The organism is Rossellomorea sp. DUT-2 (assembly GCF_052665285.1).
Map to the genome: position 1 here is coordinate 104,823 of NZ_JBQPEO010000002.1, position 16,473 is coordinate 121,295.

Consider the following 16,473-nt stretch of genomic DNA (forward strand, 5'->3'; position numbering starts at 1 on the left):
ATAAACTAACACATTTCTCCATACCATTCGAAAGTTTATTTTATCACAAATATCCATAAAAGTATTTATTTGTTCCTATCACTGCAAATGAAGTGAATGGAAGTAACCGTTCGTAAGTTCTATTACTTCTGGTTCCTCCACTTTGTTGTAAGATATGATGAATGAAGTAGAAGGCCCGCTGGATTTGTCCAAGTCTTGGGATGTGAAGACATCCTCTCTTCTTAAAGGCTTTCCTAATAAGAGAGAAAGTTCATGAAAAACACCTTTAGAGCCGACTGGCATTATATCGATGATAGAAGGGTGTTGAACACAGTTCATAAATAGACCCAGTGGTGCAATGGAAGCATGTTGCTTCATCACTTCCATTCCTACCAGGGGGGTTCCGATAAGCGCATAAGCAAGGTTTGTACAGGAGGGATAGGTTCTCTTCTTGTTTCTTATGCCAATACACGTAACTCCAAGGCCCGATTGATTAAGACCGATATTCGATTCAGTACTCCCCGTAATGGGAGTACCTTCCTGTTTCATTTCACTTAAACCTTTCTTCACACCATTGCAATACTGATCCCATACAGCATCACTTGTAAAGTTCAGTAATTGAATAGCTTTGAGCCTTGCTCCCACGGCCAAACATTCCATCGCTGCTACACGGAAACAGTAATAACCCACTGTCTCCGGATCCGCCTGAACCACATCTCCTTCTTTATTTCCAATCCCTCCGCTGCAATCAGAAGCCAAGATCAACTCTTCTTCATCTGAAATTGAAATGGATATAATATCCCGAAGCTTGATCATGCGATTTCCCCCTTTTTCACTCTTGAACGAAGAGGAGGATACAAGAAGTGGGCAATCGTTAAATTAATGAAACTGGCTATGAGTAAGGAAGGAAGAATGGCATAGTAAAATGAAGAACTAAGGATAAATATAAATGGAATTCCCGCGAGTAGACCGTTTCCTATAAAAAAAAGGATGGCTGCAAGTACCCGTTTCCCATTCGAGAACACATATCCAAATAACCATACAAAGAAGGCCATTTCAGCAGCGATAAGCACATGAAATGGGCCAAGCGGGAAGCCGGCGTACAGGCTCGAAAGCAAGTGACCTCCGCCTGCAACGATTGCCCCCCATCTCCCATTGTAAAGGGAAGCAATCAATAATGCAGGCATACTATCCAATGCCACCGTACCTATTACGGCAGGTATCTTCACCATTCCACCAATCGCAGAAAAAGCCATAAATAATGAAAGTAGCAAAAGAGTCTTAAGATTACTCTTCATTTTTTTTCTGAACTTTACTGGTTGAAAATACGTTTGCGCTTCGGATATATTCGACATCATTTACATTACAACGATAATTGATCACACGGGCCAATGCGAAAAAGTAATCGGATAATCGATTGATATACTGCAATGTCACCACTGGAAAGTCCTCGTCCGTTTTGGAAAGTGCAACCATGATTCTCTCTGCTCTTCTTGTAACCGTTCTGGCTATGTGAATACTTGATGATGCTTTCACGCCCCCTGGTAAAATGAACTTCTCAAGTGGAGGCGCTTCCTTCGTAAACAGATCGATCTTCTCCTCCAACGCATGGACGGATTCGGGCTGAAGCTTGATTTTTCTATGCTTAGAAACGTTGGATAGGTCCCCTCCACAATCAAATAGTTCATGCTGAATCGTCTCAAGATCCTGTAGTACATCCTGAAAACCCTCGACATCCAGTTCTGAAATGGCTTGCCCAACAAAAGAATTCACTTCATCCAATGTTCCATATGCTTCCACACGAATATCATCTTTATCTACTCTTCCACCGATTAAACTCGTTTGACCTTTATCACCAGTTCTTGTGTAAAGCTGCATGTTTACCCTCTCCTTTATCCTTTTAATGATGTAGCAAGGCCGTACCAAACCAGCCAAACTTCCTGAGACATTTCCGCCAGATCTTGATAAACCCAACCTGTCAAATCCCGCCACTCCCTGGACAGCTTATCCATTGGGACAATTCCTTTCCCGATTTCTGAACCTATCCAGATCACTCTGCGATCAGGGTCTTCTTCTTCCCACTGCTTTAAGGATTGTATCAAAATGGTAAAAGACTTTCTTATTTCGGAATCATTATTTAAAATGGTTGATCGAATTCCATACTCAAGCCCCTCAATTACAATGACAGAGTTTGAAAAGTTGATCTCATCCAATTGAATCCTTTTTCCATTAAATAATGGAATCCAGGTTGTATCCGTTTCTTTAAGATTAAAATGGATTTTCACCCATCTGCTTTTCCCATTAAAGGAACCTCCCGTAACGAAGTACATGTTTGATTCCTCCAATCATTTTCTGTCTTCCATACCAATTCATACCCTTCCCCATGGTTGACCTCCCATTCCCAAAACGCTCTGTGAACATTTCTGGGAGATAACGACGTTAATAGATGTCGAATGACTCCACCATGAGTAATAACGGCGTACCGCTTCCCGTTGTGCTCTTCTATCTGTTTTATGATTTGTGCCCAGGCTAGCTCGACTCGTTTTCCAAATTGACTCATCCCTTCCCCATTAGGTGGAGAAATGGATGGGTCCAATATCCATTCTTGATATATATCGTCTTCCTTTAAGCTCTCATAGGTTAAACCCTCCCAGCTTCCAAAGTGTAGCTCTCTTAAAAGGGATGAAGAGATCAATGGAGCATGAGGAAACAGAAAATGAGCGGTTTCTAAACAGCGGTTAAGATCACTCGAAAAGCATCGTTCATACTCTTCAAAAAGAGTATTTCGCCTTTTAAGTAATTCGATTCCTTTTCGAGATAAACTGGAATTGGTCCAGCCGAGGTATTTCCCCTGCTCATTTTCATCTGTTAAACCATGGCGGATACATGCAATAACCATATAGTCATCCATAAACACAACTCCACTCCCTCTACACTGGCGCCGATTGTATCGCCGGACATACCGCCAAACCATTTGATGGATCTAGAATAAACCAACCAGAATACAGCTAGCGTCACCATGGTGAATAAAGCATAAAAATAAAACCAATTTAAAAAGAAGCTGCCGACTCCACCCAGCAATAAACCAGAAACAATCCATATAAGATCATAACCCGTCATATTCTTACTGAAACCATATCCCATTCCGGACTTCTGGGCTGCAGGGATAAGAATTAGACTCGCCCCCATCATCATTCGACTTAAAAAGGGAATGGACACAAGGATCATAACAATAAAAATAGTGGAATGGGTTTGAAGGATGGTTTCATAAATAAAGAAAAACTTTGAAGAAAGCAATACCACCAGTGACAAAACGCCAAAGGCACCTACCCTCGGGTCTTTCATGATGTCTAATCGCTTCTCCTTATCTCTATAGGAAAAAAAGGCATCGCTAGCATCCATATAGCCATCTAAATGGATACCACCCGTTAATACGATTGGCATTACCCAAATAAAGAATGCTATTCCTAAAGGGCTTATGTGGGTAAGAGAATTCAGAAAAACATATCCTCCTAAAAGAAACACACCTACAAATAAACCTAGCAGTGGAAATGTCCGGACCATCCACTTCATTTCCCTTTTCCCTATGGAAAATTCTTTACGGATCGGCAGAATAGTAAAAAGCTGAAGGTTAAGGAGAAAGCTCTTAATTAGGATCATGTGTAAACCGTCCTTCCTCATTCGGACCCCTCTTTTTCACAACCGGGATTCCCGCCGTCATTTCAATCGCCACACATGCTTTTTTCACCATTCTTATATGCAATGCACCAAGCCGTTTCTGGAAAGTAAGGATATCGGTTGAATCAATTGGAAGGTCAGAAACCAATTCATTACTAACCAGGAGCAGTACATCAACTTTATTTAGCAACTGTATGATAGACTGATAGATTTTCTCTTCTATATTCTGACCTTTCTCCTCTCTATTACCATACATCTCATTTGTTAAAAGAGTCGTGAGGCAATCTAACAGAACAACGGAGTGTTGAGGAATGTGGTTGATGATCCTTTCAATCGAATTGGGACACTCAATCGTGGTCCATTCCACCTTAGAAGATTGCCGGTCCTGCCGGTGTTTCGAGATTCTTTGCTCCATCTCCCTGTCCGTGTTCACTCCACAAGCAAGATAGACCAATGGAACGTTTGACTTTTTCTTCTCTATTGCCCATTTTTCAGCAAAAGAGCTTTTGCCGCTTCTAACCCCTCCGGTTATAAAATATAGGATTCCCAAGTCGATTCCCCCTCTCCTCAATCACCCTGCCATTAAATTAGTTCTACTCTGTTTGATCCAAATAGCGTTGAATGGCTTTTTTCGTTACCTCATACACACCTCGCCCAATCAACTTCCCTATCGGTGTAATCGGCCCGGCAAACGGTTCCAGCTTACCTTGTTGACTGGAGGAAATCAGAATACTGTCCGTCGGTGTCCCGGTTGCCAGCTGACCTGTTCTTCTGTCCCTCACATTCATGTCGTGAAGGGCCCTCACTTTCGCTTCTGTTGAGGTTACAAGGGCTTCTATATATGCTTCATCTGACAGATTCCCATTTATGAACACCCACGTATTAATCGTACCTGGCCTTAAATCAATATCATATTGATAACTTGTTGAGACATCAATCGCATTTCCGACACCAGCTGTCACCACAACGAATATTGAATGCCCCTGAACATCGAAGCGATCGCATACCATATTATTTAAAGGAAGAGCCGTCATCATACCTACAGAAAATGAGGGATCCAGGTCTTTATGAACAAGAAATTCTTTCATATCCTCTTGATAATCTGAGCAGTCATAATCTGCAGGTACTCTACGGTTGATAAAGTGCCTGTACCATCCGATTCCTGCACCAACGATTCCTGAGGACATACATTTTAATGGGTAAGGGGCAGAGAAATGTATGTATTCTTCCCTCACGTTCAGGAAGCTTTCATCTAACACAAAGTCCTCGGTCGCACTCTCCTCAGGAACAATGACCATTTGAGGTTTTGCCACTAAAGGATGAGCTTGTTTCTGAACCTTCGTACGATACACCTCTTCGATATGCTTCTCTTTCAGAACCTCTTCCGGGTGGTGAAGAAGTTTCGTTTTTCCTTTGTCTAAGAGAAGTAAGCGATCACAGTATAAACTTGCTAAATTCAAGTCATGGAAGATCGAGATAACTGTTAATTTTTCGTGAACCGTTTGATTCTTAATTAAATCCAACAATGATTTCTGATACGAAAGATCAAGGTGATTAGTAGGTTCATCAAGCAACAGGACTTGCGGTTCCTGAGCGAGAGCCTGGGCAAGAAATACCCTCTGGCGTTCTCCCCCGGACAACTCATGGAGGTAGCGGTGCTGAAAGGACGTAATGCCCGTTTGATCCATTACCTTCTCTACTATTTCTGTATCCCGTTCAGTCGTTCCTTTTAAAAAGCCTTTTTGGTGAGCATATCTCCCAAGCATAACCGTCTCCCTCACTTCATACGAAAAGGATTCCGTCGATATCTGAGGAAGTACCGCTATCTGTTTGGCTAAATCCCTTGAAGTAAAATGATGCAGTTCTTTTCCTATTAATCTGATGCTTCCATCCATTAATGGAAGCAGACCCGTCATGGCTTTTAACAAGGTCGTCTTTCCACTTCCGTTCGGTCCAAGAATCCCAAAGAATTCTCCTTTATCTATATGAAAATTCATATCTTCCACGATTATTTTCTCGTTATATCCTACTGTGACACCTTTTAGATCTATCATGATGAAAGCCCTCTTTTCTTCAGTAGAATATAAGCAAACATCGGGGCACCGATAAGAGCTGTTATCACTCCAATCGGAAGCTCGGTTGGTGCAATGATTGTTCTTGAGATGAGGTCGGCCAACACGAGAAAGCCCCCGCCTACAACGATGGACAAAGGAAGTAAGTGTCTATGGTCATGCCCTACCATCCTCCTTAGAAAATGAGGGATTACAAGCCCTACAAATCCAATTGTACCTGAAACGGCAACAGCCGCCCCCGTCAGTATACTTCCTGCAATTAAGATGAGGAGTTTTCTCTTTTGTACGGATATCCCGATATGATGGGCTTGTTCTTCACCAAAGCTCATGCCATTCAGTTCCTTGCCATTGAGAAACAAAACGATCACTCCAATTAAGAAAAAGGGCAATATAATCGTAATGTAATCCCACCCTCTCATGGATACACTTCCAAGAAGCCAACCTATGATCTGCCTTAATTCTTCTCCCGTCAGGGCAATCATTAAGGATATAAGAGAACCTAAAAAAGAGCTGAAAATGATTCCGGTTAATATGATGGTTTCTACCTTCATGGTTCTTTCAACCTTCTGTGCAAACCATAATACGAGGAACACGGTTATAATCGAACAAAGGATACTGAGAAAGGGAAGCGTAAACTTCCCAATGAACGGAATGCTCCAGTTAAAGAACAATGTAATAACAGCGCCGACCGATGCTCCTGAAGACACACCCAATGTATATGGATCAGAAAGCGGGTTGCGCAATAGTCCTTGAAAGGAAGCTCCTGCAATTGCTAAGGAACTTCCAACCAATAATGCCAATAATACTCTGGGCAATCTTATGGCATACACTATATTTGCAAACATTGGATCAGTTTCTTCCGGTAAAGGGTATCCAAACCATTTAGCTCCAACGATGAACAGAATATCCTTTGGCGGGACAGAGACGGTTCCAATCGATATACCGGCGAGAATGGCGAATAGTAAAAACGATACAGCCAACCCGTATGTTATCCATATTTTATTCTGCAAATAACTCCGGATAGATCGACTTTGCAATTTCCTCTACTCCTTCAACTAATCTCGGACCAGTACGTGTGACCAGATCTGAATGAACGTCATGGACATCTTCATTTTTCACAGCGGTTACATCTTTCCAACCTTCTCGGCCCATCACTTGTTCTTTAGGATTTTCACTATAAAAACCATAGGTTGTAATGATGACGTCAGGATTTGAAGCGATGACCGCTTCTTGATTTACTTGGACCCATCCCTTCTGATCACTCATCACATTTTCGGCATTTACCAGTGAGAGCATTTGATCAATAAAAGTATTTTTTCCTGTCGAATATATGTCAGGGGAAGGTGAAACCTCTACATACACTTTTTTCTTTTCAGATACACCACTGACTTTTTCCTTAATGGATTCAAGATCCGCTTTCATCTCAGAAATGACGGACTCAGATTCATCTTTCTTGCCGACCAATGTGCCGATGTTTTCCATCGTGGTGTACACTTCCTCAAAGCTATTGGCATCACGTACGATATAGACCTTTACCCCTGCACCTCGAAGCTGTTCTAACCCTTCTTCTGCCGACACAGCAGTGGACTCATGAGCAAGAACCAAATCCGGATTCAGACTGATAATCTTCTCAACGTTAAATTCCATTCCACCTATTTTTTCTTTCTCCGCCGCTTCTTTTGGATAATTATCAAAATCTGAAACCCCTACGATTTCCTTATTCAACCCTAACTCGAATAAGATTTCTGTGTTGCTCGGAATCAATGAAACAATATGCTTAGGTTGCTCATCCATCGTGACTTTATTATTCAGGGCGTCGTTTACTGACAAAGGAAAAGCAGATTGTCCCTGGCCCACTTCACCGCTATCTTTATTCTTTTCTACATTTTCATTGTCAGTACCGCAAGCTGAAAGGAGTCCTAGAGATACTATTAGAGCAAGAATAATTTTGAATGTGTGTTTCATACGTTTTCCTCCTGTGAATGAACTTATTTCCAGACAAAAAAACATCTCCAGTGGGACTAGAGATGTTGTGTAAGATGCATAAAAAGGCTTTAAACCGTTAAACATGCACATTACACCCTTCTATCCGCGTAGATTTGGTGCGAAAGACATTAGGCAGGTCTCCTGGCTCATGGTCAATGTTTGCTGCACCTTCCCATACCTATTGGTACAGTGGTATTCATACAGCTCACTTCCATTTACAGTGGCGGGACCGCGTTGGAATTACACCAACTTCCCTATTATGAAGCTAAAAAGTTTGCTACCGAAACTTCCGCTTCACCTAATCTCATATCGTATGTAATTTTTCCGTTCAACAGAATTATACACAAGATTCTAAGGTTAGTGAATGAAATTTGATAAACTTTGCTGAAAATAGCAGGAATACTTCTTTTCGAAGCTTTTCCCGTTGCAACCTTTCGAGCTAATAGATTGTCCCCCCCATTCTTTCGTGATAAAATCTTTTTCAAGCAATCGCTTTACTGCTTTAGAGGAGCACATATGGTACAGGAGGTTCAGCAATGAAAGAAAAAAAAGAAATCGCTACTTTTGCAGGTGGTTGTTTTTGGTGCATGGTAAAGCCATTTGATGAATTACCGGGAATAATTGATGTCGTGTCAGGTTACTCAGGGGGCCACCTTGAAAACCCAACATATCAAGATATAAAAGCAGGAAATAGTGGACATTACGAAGCTGTGCAAATCACATTTAATCCTGATGTATTCCCTTATGAAAGATTATTAGAGCTATACTGGCCACAGATTGATCCAACAGATGATGGCGGACAATTCCATGACCGAGGGGATCAATACCGGACAGCTATTTTCTATCATAATGAACACCAAAAACAATTAGCTGAAAACACAAAGAACGAAATAGCAGACAGTGGACGATTCAAGAAGCCTATCGTCACAAACATCCTTCCTGCTTCCACTTTCTATCCGGCAGAAGAATACCATCAAAAATTTTACAAGAAAAATCCAGATGAATATAAACAAGACCGGGCAAAATCAGGTCGCGATCAATTTATAGATAATCATTGGAAGAACTAAATAGTGGGATGAAAAAAACTCCTTTCGCCAAACTAATGGCAGGAAGGAGTTTTTTGTATGAAGAAAAACGAGAAAAACACAGAAGATAAAGAGCAGGTTATCGGGTTTGAAGGCCCAGGGAAAGTCGTCAATTTCTTTGACCCCTATCCTGATGAAGATGAAGAGAATGTAAATAACTCGGATACGGTAGATAATCATTCTTCAGAAAAGCAGTAAAAACATAAAAGGTGAAGATTATATAAATGTAACCTTCACCTTTTCATATTAACCAATGAATCGATTCACCTTCACTTGCTCATTAAGGATGAGTTCCGCTGTCAGTTGTCCTGAAAGTGAGACCATCGGCACACCTCCACCTGGATGGGTTGAACCTCCCACAAAGTACATATTAGAAAGCACTCTGCTCTTATTCGGAATCTTGAAGCCTCCATTAAGCTTTCGGTCTGTGACAGTCCCATAGATTGAACCACCATTCGCCCCATAAAGGGTCTGAAGGTCGTTAGGAGTGAAGGTATATTCGTATTCAATATGATCCCTTAAATTGGTTACGCCCATTTTCTCCAGCTTATCCAGCACTTTGAGTCGATATGATTCTTTGTATTGAGTCCAATCCTCACCCTCTTTTAAAGGTGGCACATGTGTCAACACAAACAGGTTTTCTTTTCCTTCAGGAGCCTGTGTGGGATCCGATTTCGACGAGATACCAATATAAATCGTCGGATCATCAGCCAGCTTATTCTCATCGAAGATTTGCCTGAATTCTTTTTTAGGATCCTTACTGAAAAAGAAGTTATGGTGAGCAAGATGATCATATTTACGGTCTACCCCAAGCAGCAGAACCAATCCTGAAACCGTAGGGGCATACTTGCTTAGTTCCTCTACTTCCTTAGGAGATTCATGATAATCAGCCAAAAGGGATTTGTAGCAAGGGATGGCCTCTAAATTCGATACAACGATGTCCGCCGTCAGCTCTTCCCCTATTTTCGTACGTATTCCTTCAGCACGGCTGCCTGTGGTGAGAATATCTTCAACTTCACAATTTAAGCGGATCTCTACATCGAGTTCCTCCAACACCTTGGCCATTGCCTCTGCAATTTTATACATTCCGCCTTTTACGTAATGGACTCCGAGCCCCAGCTGAACATATGTAAGCTGTGACATGATGGCTGGTGCATGGTAAGGTGACGAACCGACGTACATGATCAGGAAATTAAACAGCTGCTGCAAATGCTTGTCTTTAATGAATTTACGATTTGCAGCATCCATGGATTTTATCGGATCCATTTGCAGTAATTCTTTGACCGGGTGCATGGTGCGTAGGTCCTGCAAGCCATTGATGCTCTTTTTATAGAAGCTTTTCATTGTGAGCTCATACATTTTTCCACAGTAGCCTAAATAGTTAAAGAAATTATTCGCATCCTCCGTGGATGTCTTTTTCATTTCTTCTAACATCGTTGGAAGGTCCGAAGATACATCCAGGACCTTTCCGTCTTCAAAAAATGTCCTCCAGCCCGGTTCCACTCTGATAATATCCACATAATCATTCAGATCACGGCTTGCATGAGCAAAGACTTTTTCCAGAACCCACGGCATCGTAAGAATCGATGGTCCTGTATCGAAAGAAAAGCCTTTCCCTTCTCTTTTGTTTAATTTCCCGCCAAGTCTTTCCCCTTTTTCGATAATTGTAACGTCATATCCTTCTGAGGCAAGACGGATGGCTGTTGACATACCACCCAGGCCGCCACCAACGATGATTACTTTCTTTTTCATTTTCATTTCCTCCTTACGAGAAAGATCGTATTCGAATGAATAGACTATTCAGCCATTCATTGTGTCCATTTTGTCCGACTTCAAACAAATTAGGCATGAAATTATTCACACAAAACATCCAATACTGATGAATGAAGGTATCACCTTTACCGAAAATGGTTAAAATGTCGATAATAATCAAAAGATTTGAGGGTGAAAAAATGTATATTTGGTTAGGATCTGTTATACTTACCGTTTTCCTTTTTACTAGAATCCCTACAGTCAAAAAGTCCATTCATGTAAGGAATAGTTTTCTCGTAAAAAAATGCTCCATCATCATTCCTGCCAGAAATGAAGAACAGACGATTGGAAATCTATTATCAAGTATTCAGAAGCAATTTATTCAGCCGGTTGAAGTGATCGTTGTAAATGATGGATCGAAGGATCGGACGAAGGCTATAGCCGAAGAATTTGGAGCAACAGTCATAGATACTCCTCCTCTTCCAAATGGATGGAACGGAAAGTCTTGGGCTTGTTGGAATGGGGCGGAAGCTTCAAAGGGGGAATTCTTACTGTTTGTTGACTCAGATACATGGTTCGAGCAAGCAGGACTTCTTAGAATATGCGAGACTTATCAACGACAGCAATGTCAGGGGGTTCTGAGCATTCATCCCTATCATAAGATGAATAATGGATATGAAACATTATCCATGATGTTTCATTTAATCGTATTCGCCGCAACAAGTGTCACCCATCTCCTTTCAGGGTTGGTCAAACCTTCGGGTGGGTTTGGCCAGTGCTTCCTGTGTTCAAGAGATGTATATCGGCGAATCGGTGGGCACGAAGCAATCAAAGGAAATATGGTGGAGCATTTTGCTTTAAGTCAACGTGCAAAAAAGTGTGGAGAATTAGTAGAAGCAGTCAGCGGAAGCAATGCCATATCCATGAGAATGTATGGGAACGGGTTAAGCGAGTTATTCCACGGGTGGTCGAAGAGTTTCGCTTCCGGGGCAAAATCCACAAACATCATCCTTTTGGGATTATCTTCTTTGTGGATTACCTCTCTCACTTCTTTTGTTATACATTCGCCGGTAATGGTATGGACAGACCCCTATATTTATTTGTTTCAGTACTTGTTTTTAAGTGTTTACTTGTATTTCATCCTTAGTAGGATTGGAAATTTCACCATTTTTGAAACGCTCCTATTTCCAGTCCATATTCTATTTTTCGTGATGACCTTTTCCCACTCGGTGTTTACAACGTTTTTTACGAAAGACACAAAGTGGAAGGATCGATACGTTTATATAGAGAAAGGGAAGGATGAAAAGATGAAATGATCATCCATTCGAACCATTTTACAAATAGTGAATAAATTTTTAAAAATTAGACCATTTTAATGATAAGAACCGAGGAAGTCCTCCACTTCAATAGCCATACATCACCTGATTTGCTCGGTTCCCTCTTGTAGTTCCCTCCTTCTTTCATTTACCCACTATGCAGATATTTGTCGAACAAATAAGTCTCTTCTTTTTCTCATCATTATGCTAAACTTATGGCATCAATAATGAGGAGGAAATAACATGCAAAAAACGTTCAAAACACTTTCACCATTTCAAGGAGGAGTGAACGTTTAAGTTCCATATACATGAAACGACGCTCCTTCTTCCGGGACAAATAGTACAATAACAGGAAGTAGGAGACATATATGAACAAACGAACGATTGCATCCCATAATATACGGATGCTATTTTGGATTTCTTTTTTTGGTACGATCAGTTTTCTTCAACCAGTCTTGACTTTATTCTATTTTGAGAGAGGATTAACTTCTTCTCAAATTTTGATTCTACTCATGTTTTGGAGTGGAGCTGTTTTAATTGGAGAAGTTCCAACCGGAATGTTTGCTGATCGGTTTGGGGCAAAGTATTCCTTTTTATTTGGATCTGTGCTTAAGATCCTAAGTATTGCGCTTCTTTTATTTGCCTATGAGCCTTGGTTGTTTTTCTTATACAGCTTTATAAATGGGTTTAGCGTGACTTTTTTTTCCGGGGCGGATGAGGCACTTATCTATGACTCTCTCAAAGAATCCAATGAAGAAAATCGCATGGATCATGCAATGGGAAAAATTCAATCTGCTACTTTTATCAGTATGTTGATTGCGGTTATATTCGGTTCTTATTTAGCTCAAGATTTAGCTGACAGCCAATTTAATCTACTTATTATCTTAGGCTTGGCATTTCATTTAATAGAGGTATTCTTCGTCCTTAAAATTAAGCAGCCCTCTATGGACTCCTTCACAAAAGAGAATCCTTTTTCTCAACTTAAAAGTGGTCTGCGAGTGATTCGTCAAGCACCGGAGCTTTTGCTGATGTTTCTAAACGTAACATTGGTCTTCATTCCAGCAGGAGCTGTTTATCAATACTTTGATCAGCCATTGATGAAGGAGGCTGGATTGCCTGTTTATTTAATTGGTGTTTTTTATGCGATTTCGGCAGTCATCGGTTATTTCGCTTCTAATTCCATCGGATGGATGACTGAAAGGGTTTCGAGGGTGAAGCTGATGAGTGTATCTGGTTTGTTAGCCGTAATAGGTTTACTATTATCCGCTTTATTTGGTTCATCATTATGGATCGTGCTGGGATCTTTTTTCGTATTAAGACTCGTTCGAGCCATCCGTTATCCGATATACGCTCAATTAAGCAATGATTTGATTCCATCCGGGATCAGGGCAACAACCATCTCCTTGCTATCGATTGTAGATTCTGGCCTGGACCTTATGGTGTTCGGAGTGTTGTCCATTATGGCAGTGACAGGATATTCATCTGTATTGATCGGATGTGCTTTCATCGCATTTATCGGCACGCTCCTGCCTATTAAATCCGTAAGTATACAGAAAGGCCAGCAAAATGTGAGACAAATAGAATCATAATACAAAAGAGTGCTGACAGTCATGGTCAGCACTCTTTTATATGTTTAAGGATAGGGAGGGTCCACTCTCTCAGGGGGAGCCTCCTCGCTATTTTCATTACTTTTTCAAGTATGTCCAGCCCTCTTCTTGATAAACCCGGTCTTCCTTCATGAGTTTTCCAAGAGCCCGTTTAAAGGAAGCTTTGCTCATATTAAAGCGATCTTTAATTTCATCCGGTTGGCTCTTATCCCAAAAAGGAATAGCTCCATTTCTTTCTGCAAGATACTCAAGAATGACCTCCGCATCGTCCAGCATTTTGTCCTGCTTTAACGGTAAGAACGAAACATTTAAGTTCCCATCATCCTTAACGTCGATTACTCTCCCTTCAACCAGCTCTCCCAGTCTTGGCTCCGCTTTGCGTTCATTCTCGTGAACGAAGCACCGATATCCTTGTTCGGATAGGAAGAAGGTTCCGACTCTAAGAAGCCGATACACTCGTCCTTGCACTTTTGCGTTCATCATTTCTGTAGATGCTCTTCTAGAGACTTGTTCAATGATATTTTCAGTGGCTAATCTTCCGTATAAGCGGTCCTGCTTATCACGATTAAGTGTTAAAAACAACTGATCACCCGGGTTTGGCCAAAGTTCCAGGAATTTTGGAAGATCATCTGCTGAGACTAAAATATCCTTAGGAAGGCCAATGTTAACGAAAACGCCCAAATCCTCCCGTTTATCCACTACTTCAGCCCATCCGTAAGCACCGACTTGTACTTTAGGGATACGCATTGTGGCCGTAAGGCGAACATCCTTATCATGATAAAGAAACACCTTCACAGTATCTCCTTCTTGAACTTCTTCTGTTATCTCAGAATGGTGCAATAGCACACGATCTATTTCATTCGTTAGAAAGAAACCATAAGGTACTTCATGATCAACGAATAAATCCACTACCGTACCTGGTTTTAAAGAAGACATTATTCTATTTCCTCCTATTTCATTTAAGTATTAACTTAAGTTCTCTCTACTCAAGTTTTGTATTCACTAAATATAGCTTTTTTCAATGGTTATGTATAGTCCATGAGGCGATTTTAATAATAAACCACCAATTTAGAAAATAATGAATTCATGAATATTTATTGCTTCCATTGACCTGATGAAAGTGACTTGATATGATGCTTCTAATTCAATTATAACAAAATCTCATACACCTTGTATAAGTTCAAGAATACGGCTTGAACGTTTCTACCAGCTACCTTAAATGGCTTGTCTACAAGAATAAAGTAATTCTTTAACAATTATTTTATCCTGTAGATATAACTCTGGTTGCTTTTGAACCAGAGTTTTTTTATTTTATCTTCTTGGAGGGTTATAATACATGAAAACATTCTTTCAATTTGCTGAAAGAGAAACAACTTATAGAAAAGAAACTTTAGCAGGGGTAACGACCTTCCTTTCAATGGCCTATATTCTTGTCGTCAATCCAATCATTCTAAGTCAGGCGGGGATGGATAAAGGCGCTTTATTTACAGCTACTGCCCTGTCGGCGATTGTAGGTTCCCTTTTAATTGGGATACTTGCAAACTTCCCGATAGGTATTGCCCCCAGCATGGGACTTAACTCTTTCTTCACCTTTTCAGTTTGCATAGGAATGGGCGTTCCTTGGGAAATTGCACTGACAGGAGTATTTGTTGCAGGCATCATCTTTATGATCTTAAGTGTCATGAAAATACGCGAGAAAATCATCAATGTCATTCCACAGGATTTAAAGTATGCGATTGCAGGTGGAATTGGATTCTTCGTAGCGTTTATAGGTTTTAAAAATGCCGGACTTGTGGTTGCCAATCCAGAAACCTTTGTCTCAATCGGAAATCTTTCTTCTCCCACTACACTTCTTGCAGTCTTCGGGTTCGTCATTACATTGATGATGTTAGTTAGAGGCATTCGAGGCGGAATATTTTACGGAATGGTCGCAACCACCGTCCTTGGTATGGTTAGTGGGAAGATCGACGTGCCACACTCAATTATTGGCAAGGTTCCTAGTTTAGAGCCTACATTTGGAGTTGTTTTTACTCATTTAGGTGACATTTTCACCCTTGAAATTATGGCGGTGATCTTCACATTCCTATTTGTAGCATTCTTTGACACTGCAGGGGCATTGATTGCTGTTGCCAGTCAAGCGGGTATAATGAAAGATAATAAGATTCCGAATGCAGGTAGAGCTTTGTTAGCTGATTCCGCTTCAGGAGTGGCAGGAGCGATCTTTGGGACTTCAACGACAGCCTCATTTGTAGAATCCTCTGCAGGAGTAGCCGTTGGAGGCAGAACGGGATTCACTTCTATAGTGATTGCATTCTGTTTCTCTATTGCTCTCTTCTTTTCACCAATATTATCTGTTATTACTCCTGAGGTGACAGCCCCGGCATTGATTATAGTCGGTGCTTTAATGGCTACTGAAGTGAGGCATATTAACTGGAGTCGTTTGGAAATCGTCATTCCTACTTTTGTAACAATCATTATGATGCCCTTAACCTTCAGTGTTGCAACCGGGATTGCCTTAGGGTTTGTCCTTTATCCATTAGCGATGATCTCGTTAAAAAAATGGAAAGACGTTCATCCAATCATGTACATCCTTTGTGCATTATTCATTGTTTACTTTGCTTTTTCTTAAAAGCTCATGTCGTAAATTTTTGTTGCTATTGTAGAGGAGAAAGCAGTAGTTGATTTCCGCTCCAGGATGCTCCAATCAACATTCTGAGGATGTATCCTTAATCGAAAACAATTAACACAAGCTTTTTAACAAACAATTTCATTTAAGGTAAGTAAAGATTGATTGTGTTAGGAAGATGAATTACTTCTGGTACACCTTGAAGCTCTGTCACAAAGATCCTGTTAAAGATGGTGAGGGGAACTGCGCAGACTCCGGCGGATTTTGGGCGTGCCGATACCCCGTTCGTCTAAGCTGAGGAGGCTCGGTCGAACGATAGCTGCAAGCGGAGCAGTTCCCCTCACCATCCAGCATAAACTGGTTGACAGAGCC

At 41.0% G+C, this 16,473-nt stretch carries 17 protein-coding genes and 2 riboswitches; of the genes, 5 read left to right on the forward strand and 12 right to left on the reverse strand.

Annotated elements, in window-relative coordinates:
• Nucleotides 1-78: 78 nt before the first annotated feature.
• Genes ACOSV2_RS06105 through ACOSV2_RS06150 form a run of 10 tightly spaced genes read right to left on the reverse strand, consistent with a single transcriptional unit; the run spans nucleotide 79 to nucleotide 7,694 of the window.
• The gene (locus ACOSV2_RS06105; RefSeq protein ID WP_428974378.1) at nucleotides 79-795 is read right to left on the reverse strand and encodes an ATP-binding protein; all 717 of its coding nucleotides are present in this window, start codon (nucleotides 793-795) and stop codon (nucleotides 79-81) included.
• A complete protein-coding gene (locus tag ACOSV2_RS06110) occupies nucleotides 792-1,277 on the reverse strand; it encodes an ECF transporter S component (RefSeq protein WP_428974379.1) in 486 nt (161 codons plus the stop codon). Before ACOSV2_RS06110 ends, ACOSV2_RS06105 begins: the two co-directional genes overlap by 4 nt.
• Nucleotides 1,267-1,857, reverse strand: a complete 591-nt coding sequence (locus ACOSV2_RS06115; protein ID WP_428974380.1) for a cob(I)yrinic acid a,c-diamide adenosyltransferase — start codon at nucleotides 1,855-1,857, stop codon at nucleotides 1,267-1,269. Before ACOSV2_RS06115 ends, ACOSV2_RS06110 begins: the two co-directional genes overlap by 11 nt.
• A 14-nt stretch (nucleotides 1,858-1,871) precedes the next feature.
• Nucleotides 1,872-2,309 (reverse strand): bifunctional adenosylcobinamide kinase/adenosylcobinamide-phosphate guanylyltransferase, encoded by a 438-nt coding sequence (locus ACOSV2_RS06120; protein WP_428974381.1) that lies wholly within the window; start codon nucleotides 2,307-2,309, stop codon nucleotides 1,872-1,874.
• Nucleotides 2,261-2,890 (reverse strand): histidine phosphatase family protein, encoded by a 630-nt coding sequence (locus tag ACOSV2_RS06125; protein WP_428974382.1) that lies wholly within the window; start codon nucleotides 2,888-2,890, stop codon nucleotides 2,261-2,263. The genes ACOSV2_RS06120 and ACOSV2_RS06125 overlap by 49 nt, the downstream gene beginning before the upstream one ends.
• On the reverse strand, nucleotides 2,848-3,639 hold the full coding sequence (locus ACOSV2_RS06130; RefSeq protein ID WP_428974383.1) for an adenosylcobinamide-GDP ribazoletransferase: 792 nt from the start codon (nucleotides 3,637-3,639) through the stop codon (nucleotides 2,848-2,850). Before ACOSV2_RS06130 ends, ACOSV2_RS06125 begins: the two co-directional genes overlap by 43 nt.
• Complete coding sequence (locus ACOSV2_RS06135) at nucleotides 3,626-4,207, reverse strand: bifunctional adenosylcobinamide kinase/adenosylcobinamide-phosphate guanylyltransferase (protein WP_428974384.1); 582 nt, start codon at nucleotides 4,205-4,207, stop codon at nucleotides 3,626-3,628. The genes ACOSV2_RS06130 and ACOSV2_RS06135 overlap by 14 nt, the downstream gene beginning before the upstream one ends.
• Before the next feature lie 43 nt (nucleotides 4,208-4,250).
• Nucleotides 4,251-5,711 (reverse strand): adenosylcobinamide amidohydrolase, encoded by a 1,461-nt coding sequence (locus ACOSV2_RS06140; protein ID WP_428974385.1) that lies wholly within the window; start codon nucleotides 5,709-5,711, stop codon nucleotides 4,251-4,253.
• Nucleotides 5,708-6,766 carry a FecCD family ABC transporter permease gene (locus tag ACOSV2_RS06145; RefSeq protein ID WP_428974386.1) on the reverse strand — a complete coding sequence of 353 codons (1,059 nt, stop codon included), beginning with the start codon at nucleotides 6,764-6,766 and terminating at the stop codon, nucleotides 5,708-5,710. Before ACOSV2_RS06145 ends, ACOSV2_RS06140 begins: the two co-directional genes overlap by 4 nt.
• Entirely contained in the window at nucleotides 6,729-7,694 is a 966-nt protein-coding gene (locus ACOSV2_RS06150) for an ABC transporter substrate-binding protein (protein WP_428974387.1), read from the reverse strand. The genes ACOSV2_RS06145 and ACOSV2_RS06150 overlap by 38 nt, the downstream gene beginning before the upstream one ends.
• Nucleotides 7,695-7,829: 135 nt before the next feature.
• Nucleotides 7,830-8,028: riboswitch (cobalamin riboswitch) on the reverse strand.
• Between the two features lie 223 nt (nucleotides 8,029-8,251).
• Between ACOSV2_RS06150 and msrA the strand changes: the two genes are divergently transcribed.
• Nucleotides 8,252-8,782, forward strand: a complete 531-nt coding sequence (gene msrA / locus ACOSV2_RS06155; RefSeq protein WP_428974388.1) for a peptide-methionine (S)-S-oxide reductase MsrA — start codon at nucleotides 8,252-8,254, stop codon at nucleotides 8,780-8,782.
• Nucleotides 8,783-8,839: 57 nt separating this feature from the next.
• Nucleotides 8,840-8,998, forward strand: a complete 159-nt coding sequence (locus ACOSV2_RS06160; protein WP_187443352.1) for a hypothetical protein — start codon at nucleotides 8,840-8,842, stop codon at nucleotides 8,996-8,998.
• A 48-nt stretch (nucleotides 8,999-9,046) separates the two neighbouring features.
• Here ACOSV2_RS06160 and ACOSV2_RS06165 read toward each other — a convergent pair whose 3' ends face one another.
• The gene (locus tag ACOSV2_RS06165) at nucleotides 9,047-10,552 is read right to left on the reverse strand and encodes a phytoene desaturase family protein (protein WP_428974389.1); all 1,506 of its coding nucleotides are present in this window, start codon (nucleotides 10,550-10,552) and stop codon (nucleotides 9,047-9,049) included.
• 200 nt (nucleotides 10,553-10,752) lie between these two features.
• Here ACOSV2_RS06165 and ACOSV2_RS06170 point away from each other — a divergent pair, with 200 nt between their 5' ends.
• Together ACOSV2_RS06170 and ACOSV2_RS06175 are read left to right on the forward strand one after the other, a co-directional pair.
• Nucleotides 10,753-11,868 (forward strand): glycosyltransferase, encoded by a 1,116-nt coding sequence (locus ACOSV2_RS06170; RefSeq protein ID WP_428974390.1) that lies wholly within the window; start codon nucleotides 10,753-10,755, stop codon nucleotides 11,866-11,868.
• A gap of 368 nt (nucleotides 11,869-12,236) precedes the next feature.
• Nucleotides 12,237-13,457: an MFS transporter gene (locus ACOSV2_RS06175; protein ID WP_428974391.1), complete on the forward strand. Its 1,221-nt coding sequence runs from the start codon at nucleotides 12,237-12,239 to the stop codon at nucleotides 13,455-13,457.
• Between the two features lie 96 nt (nucleotides 13,458-13,553).
• Here ACOSV2_RS06175 and ACOSV2_RS06180 read toward each other — a convergent pair whose 3' ends face one another.
• A complete protein-coding gene (locus tag ACOSV2_RS06180) occupies nucleotides 13,554-14,411 on the reverse strand; it encodes a CvfB family protein (RefSeq protein WP_428974392.1) in 858 nt (285 codons plus the stop codon).
• A gap of 214 nt (nucleotides 14,412-14,625) precedes the next feature.
• Nucleotides 14,626-14,726: riboswitch (purine riboswitch) on the forward strand.
• A gap of 85 nt (nucleotides 14,727-14,811) precedes the next feature.
• Here ACOSV2_RS06180 and ACOSV2_RS06185 point away from each other — a divergent pair.
• Complete coding sequence (locus ACOSV2_RS06185; RefSeq protein WP_428974393.1) at nucleotides 14,812-16,104, forward strand: NCS2 family permease; 1,293 nt, start codon at nucleotides 14,812-14,814, stop codon at nucleotides 16,102-16,104.
• The last annotated feature ends 369 nt before the right edge of the window (nucleotides 16,105-16,473 follow it).

Coding starts and splice junctions, on each gene's coding strand:
- ACOSV2_RS06105 (WP_428974378.1), bottom strand. CDS start 795: ATGATCAAGCTTCGGGATATTATATCCATTTCAATTTCAGATGAAGAA.
- ACOSV2_RS06110 (WP_428974379.1), bottom strand. CDS start 1,277: ATGAAGAGTAATCTTAAGACTCTTTTGCTACTTTCATTATTTATGGCT.
- ACOSV2_RS06115 (WP_428974380.1), bottom strand. CDS start 1,857: ATGCAGCTTTACACAAGAACTGGTGATAAAGGTCAAACGAGTTTAATC.
- ACOSV2_RS06120 (WP_428974381.1), bottom strand. CDS start 2,309: ATGTACTTCGTTACGGGAGGTTCCTTTAATGGGAAAAGCAGATGGGTG.
- ACOSV2_RS06125 (WP_428974382.1), bottom strand. CDS start 2,890: ATGGATGACTATATGGTTATTGCATGTATCCGCCATGGTTTAACAGAT.
- ACOSV2_RS06130 (WP_428974383.1), bottom strand. CDS start 3,639: ATGATCCTAATTAAGAGCTTTCTCCTTAACCTTCAGCTTTTTACTATT.
- ACOSV2_RS06140 (WP_428974385.1), bottom strand. CDS start 5,711: ATGATAGATCTAAAAGGTGTCACAGTAGGATATAACGAGAAAATAATC.
- ACOSV2_RS06150 (WP_428974387.1), bottom strand. CDS start 7,694: ATGAAACACACATTCAAAATTATTCTTGCTCTAATAGTATCTCTAGGA.
- msrA (WP_428974388.1), top strand. CDS start 8,252: ATGAAAGAAAAAAAAGAAATCGCTACTTTTGCAGGTGGTTGTTTTTGG.
- ACOSV2_RS06160 (WP_187443352.1), top strand. CDS start 8,840: ATGAAGAAAAACGAGAAAAACACAGAAGATAAAGAGCAGGTTATCGGG.
- ACOSV2_RS06165 (WP_428974389.1), bottom strand. CDS start 10,552: ATGAAAAAGAAAGTAATCATCGTTGGTGGCGGCCTGGGTGGTATGTCA.
- ACOSV2_RS06170 (WP_428974390.1), top strand. CDS start 10,753: ATGTATATTTGGTTAGGATCTGTTATACTTACCGTTTTCCTTTTTACT.
- ACOSV2_RS06175 (WP_428974391.1), top strand. CDS start 12,237: ATGAACAAACGAACGATTGCATCCCATAATATACGGATGCTATTTTGG.
- ACOSV2_RS06180 (WP_428974392.1), bottom strand. CDS start 14,411: ATGTCTTCTTTAAAACCAGGTACGGTAGTGGATTTATTCGTTGATCAT.
- ACOSV2_RS06185 (WP_428974393.1), top strand. CDS start 14,812: ATGAAAACATTCTTTCAATTTGCTGAAAGAGAAACAACTTATAGAAAA.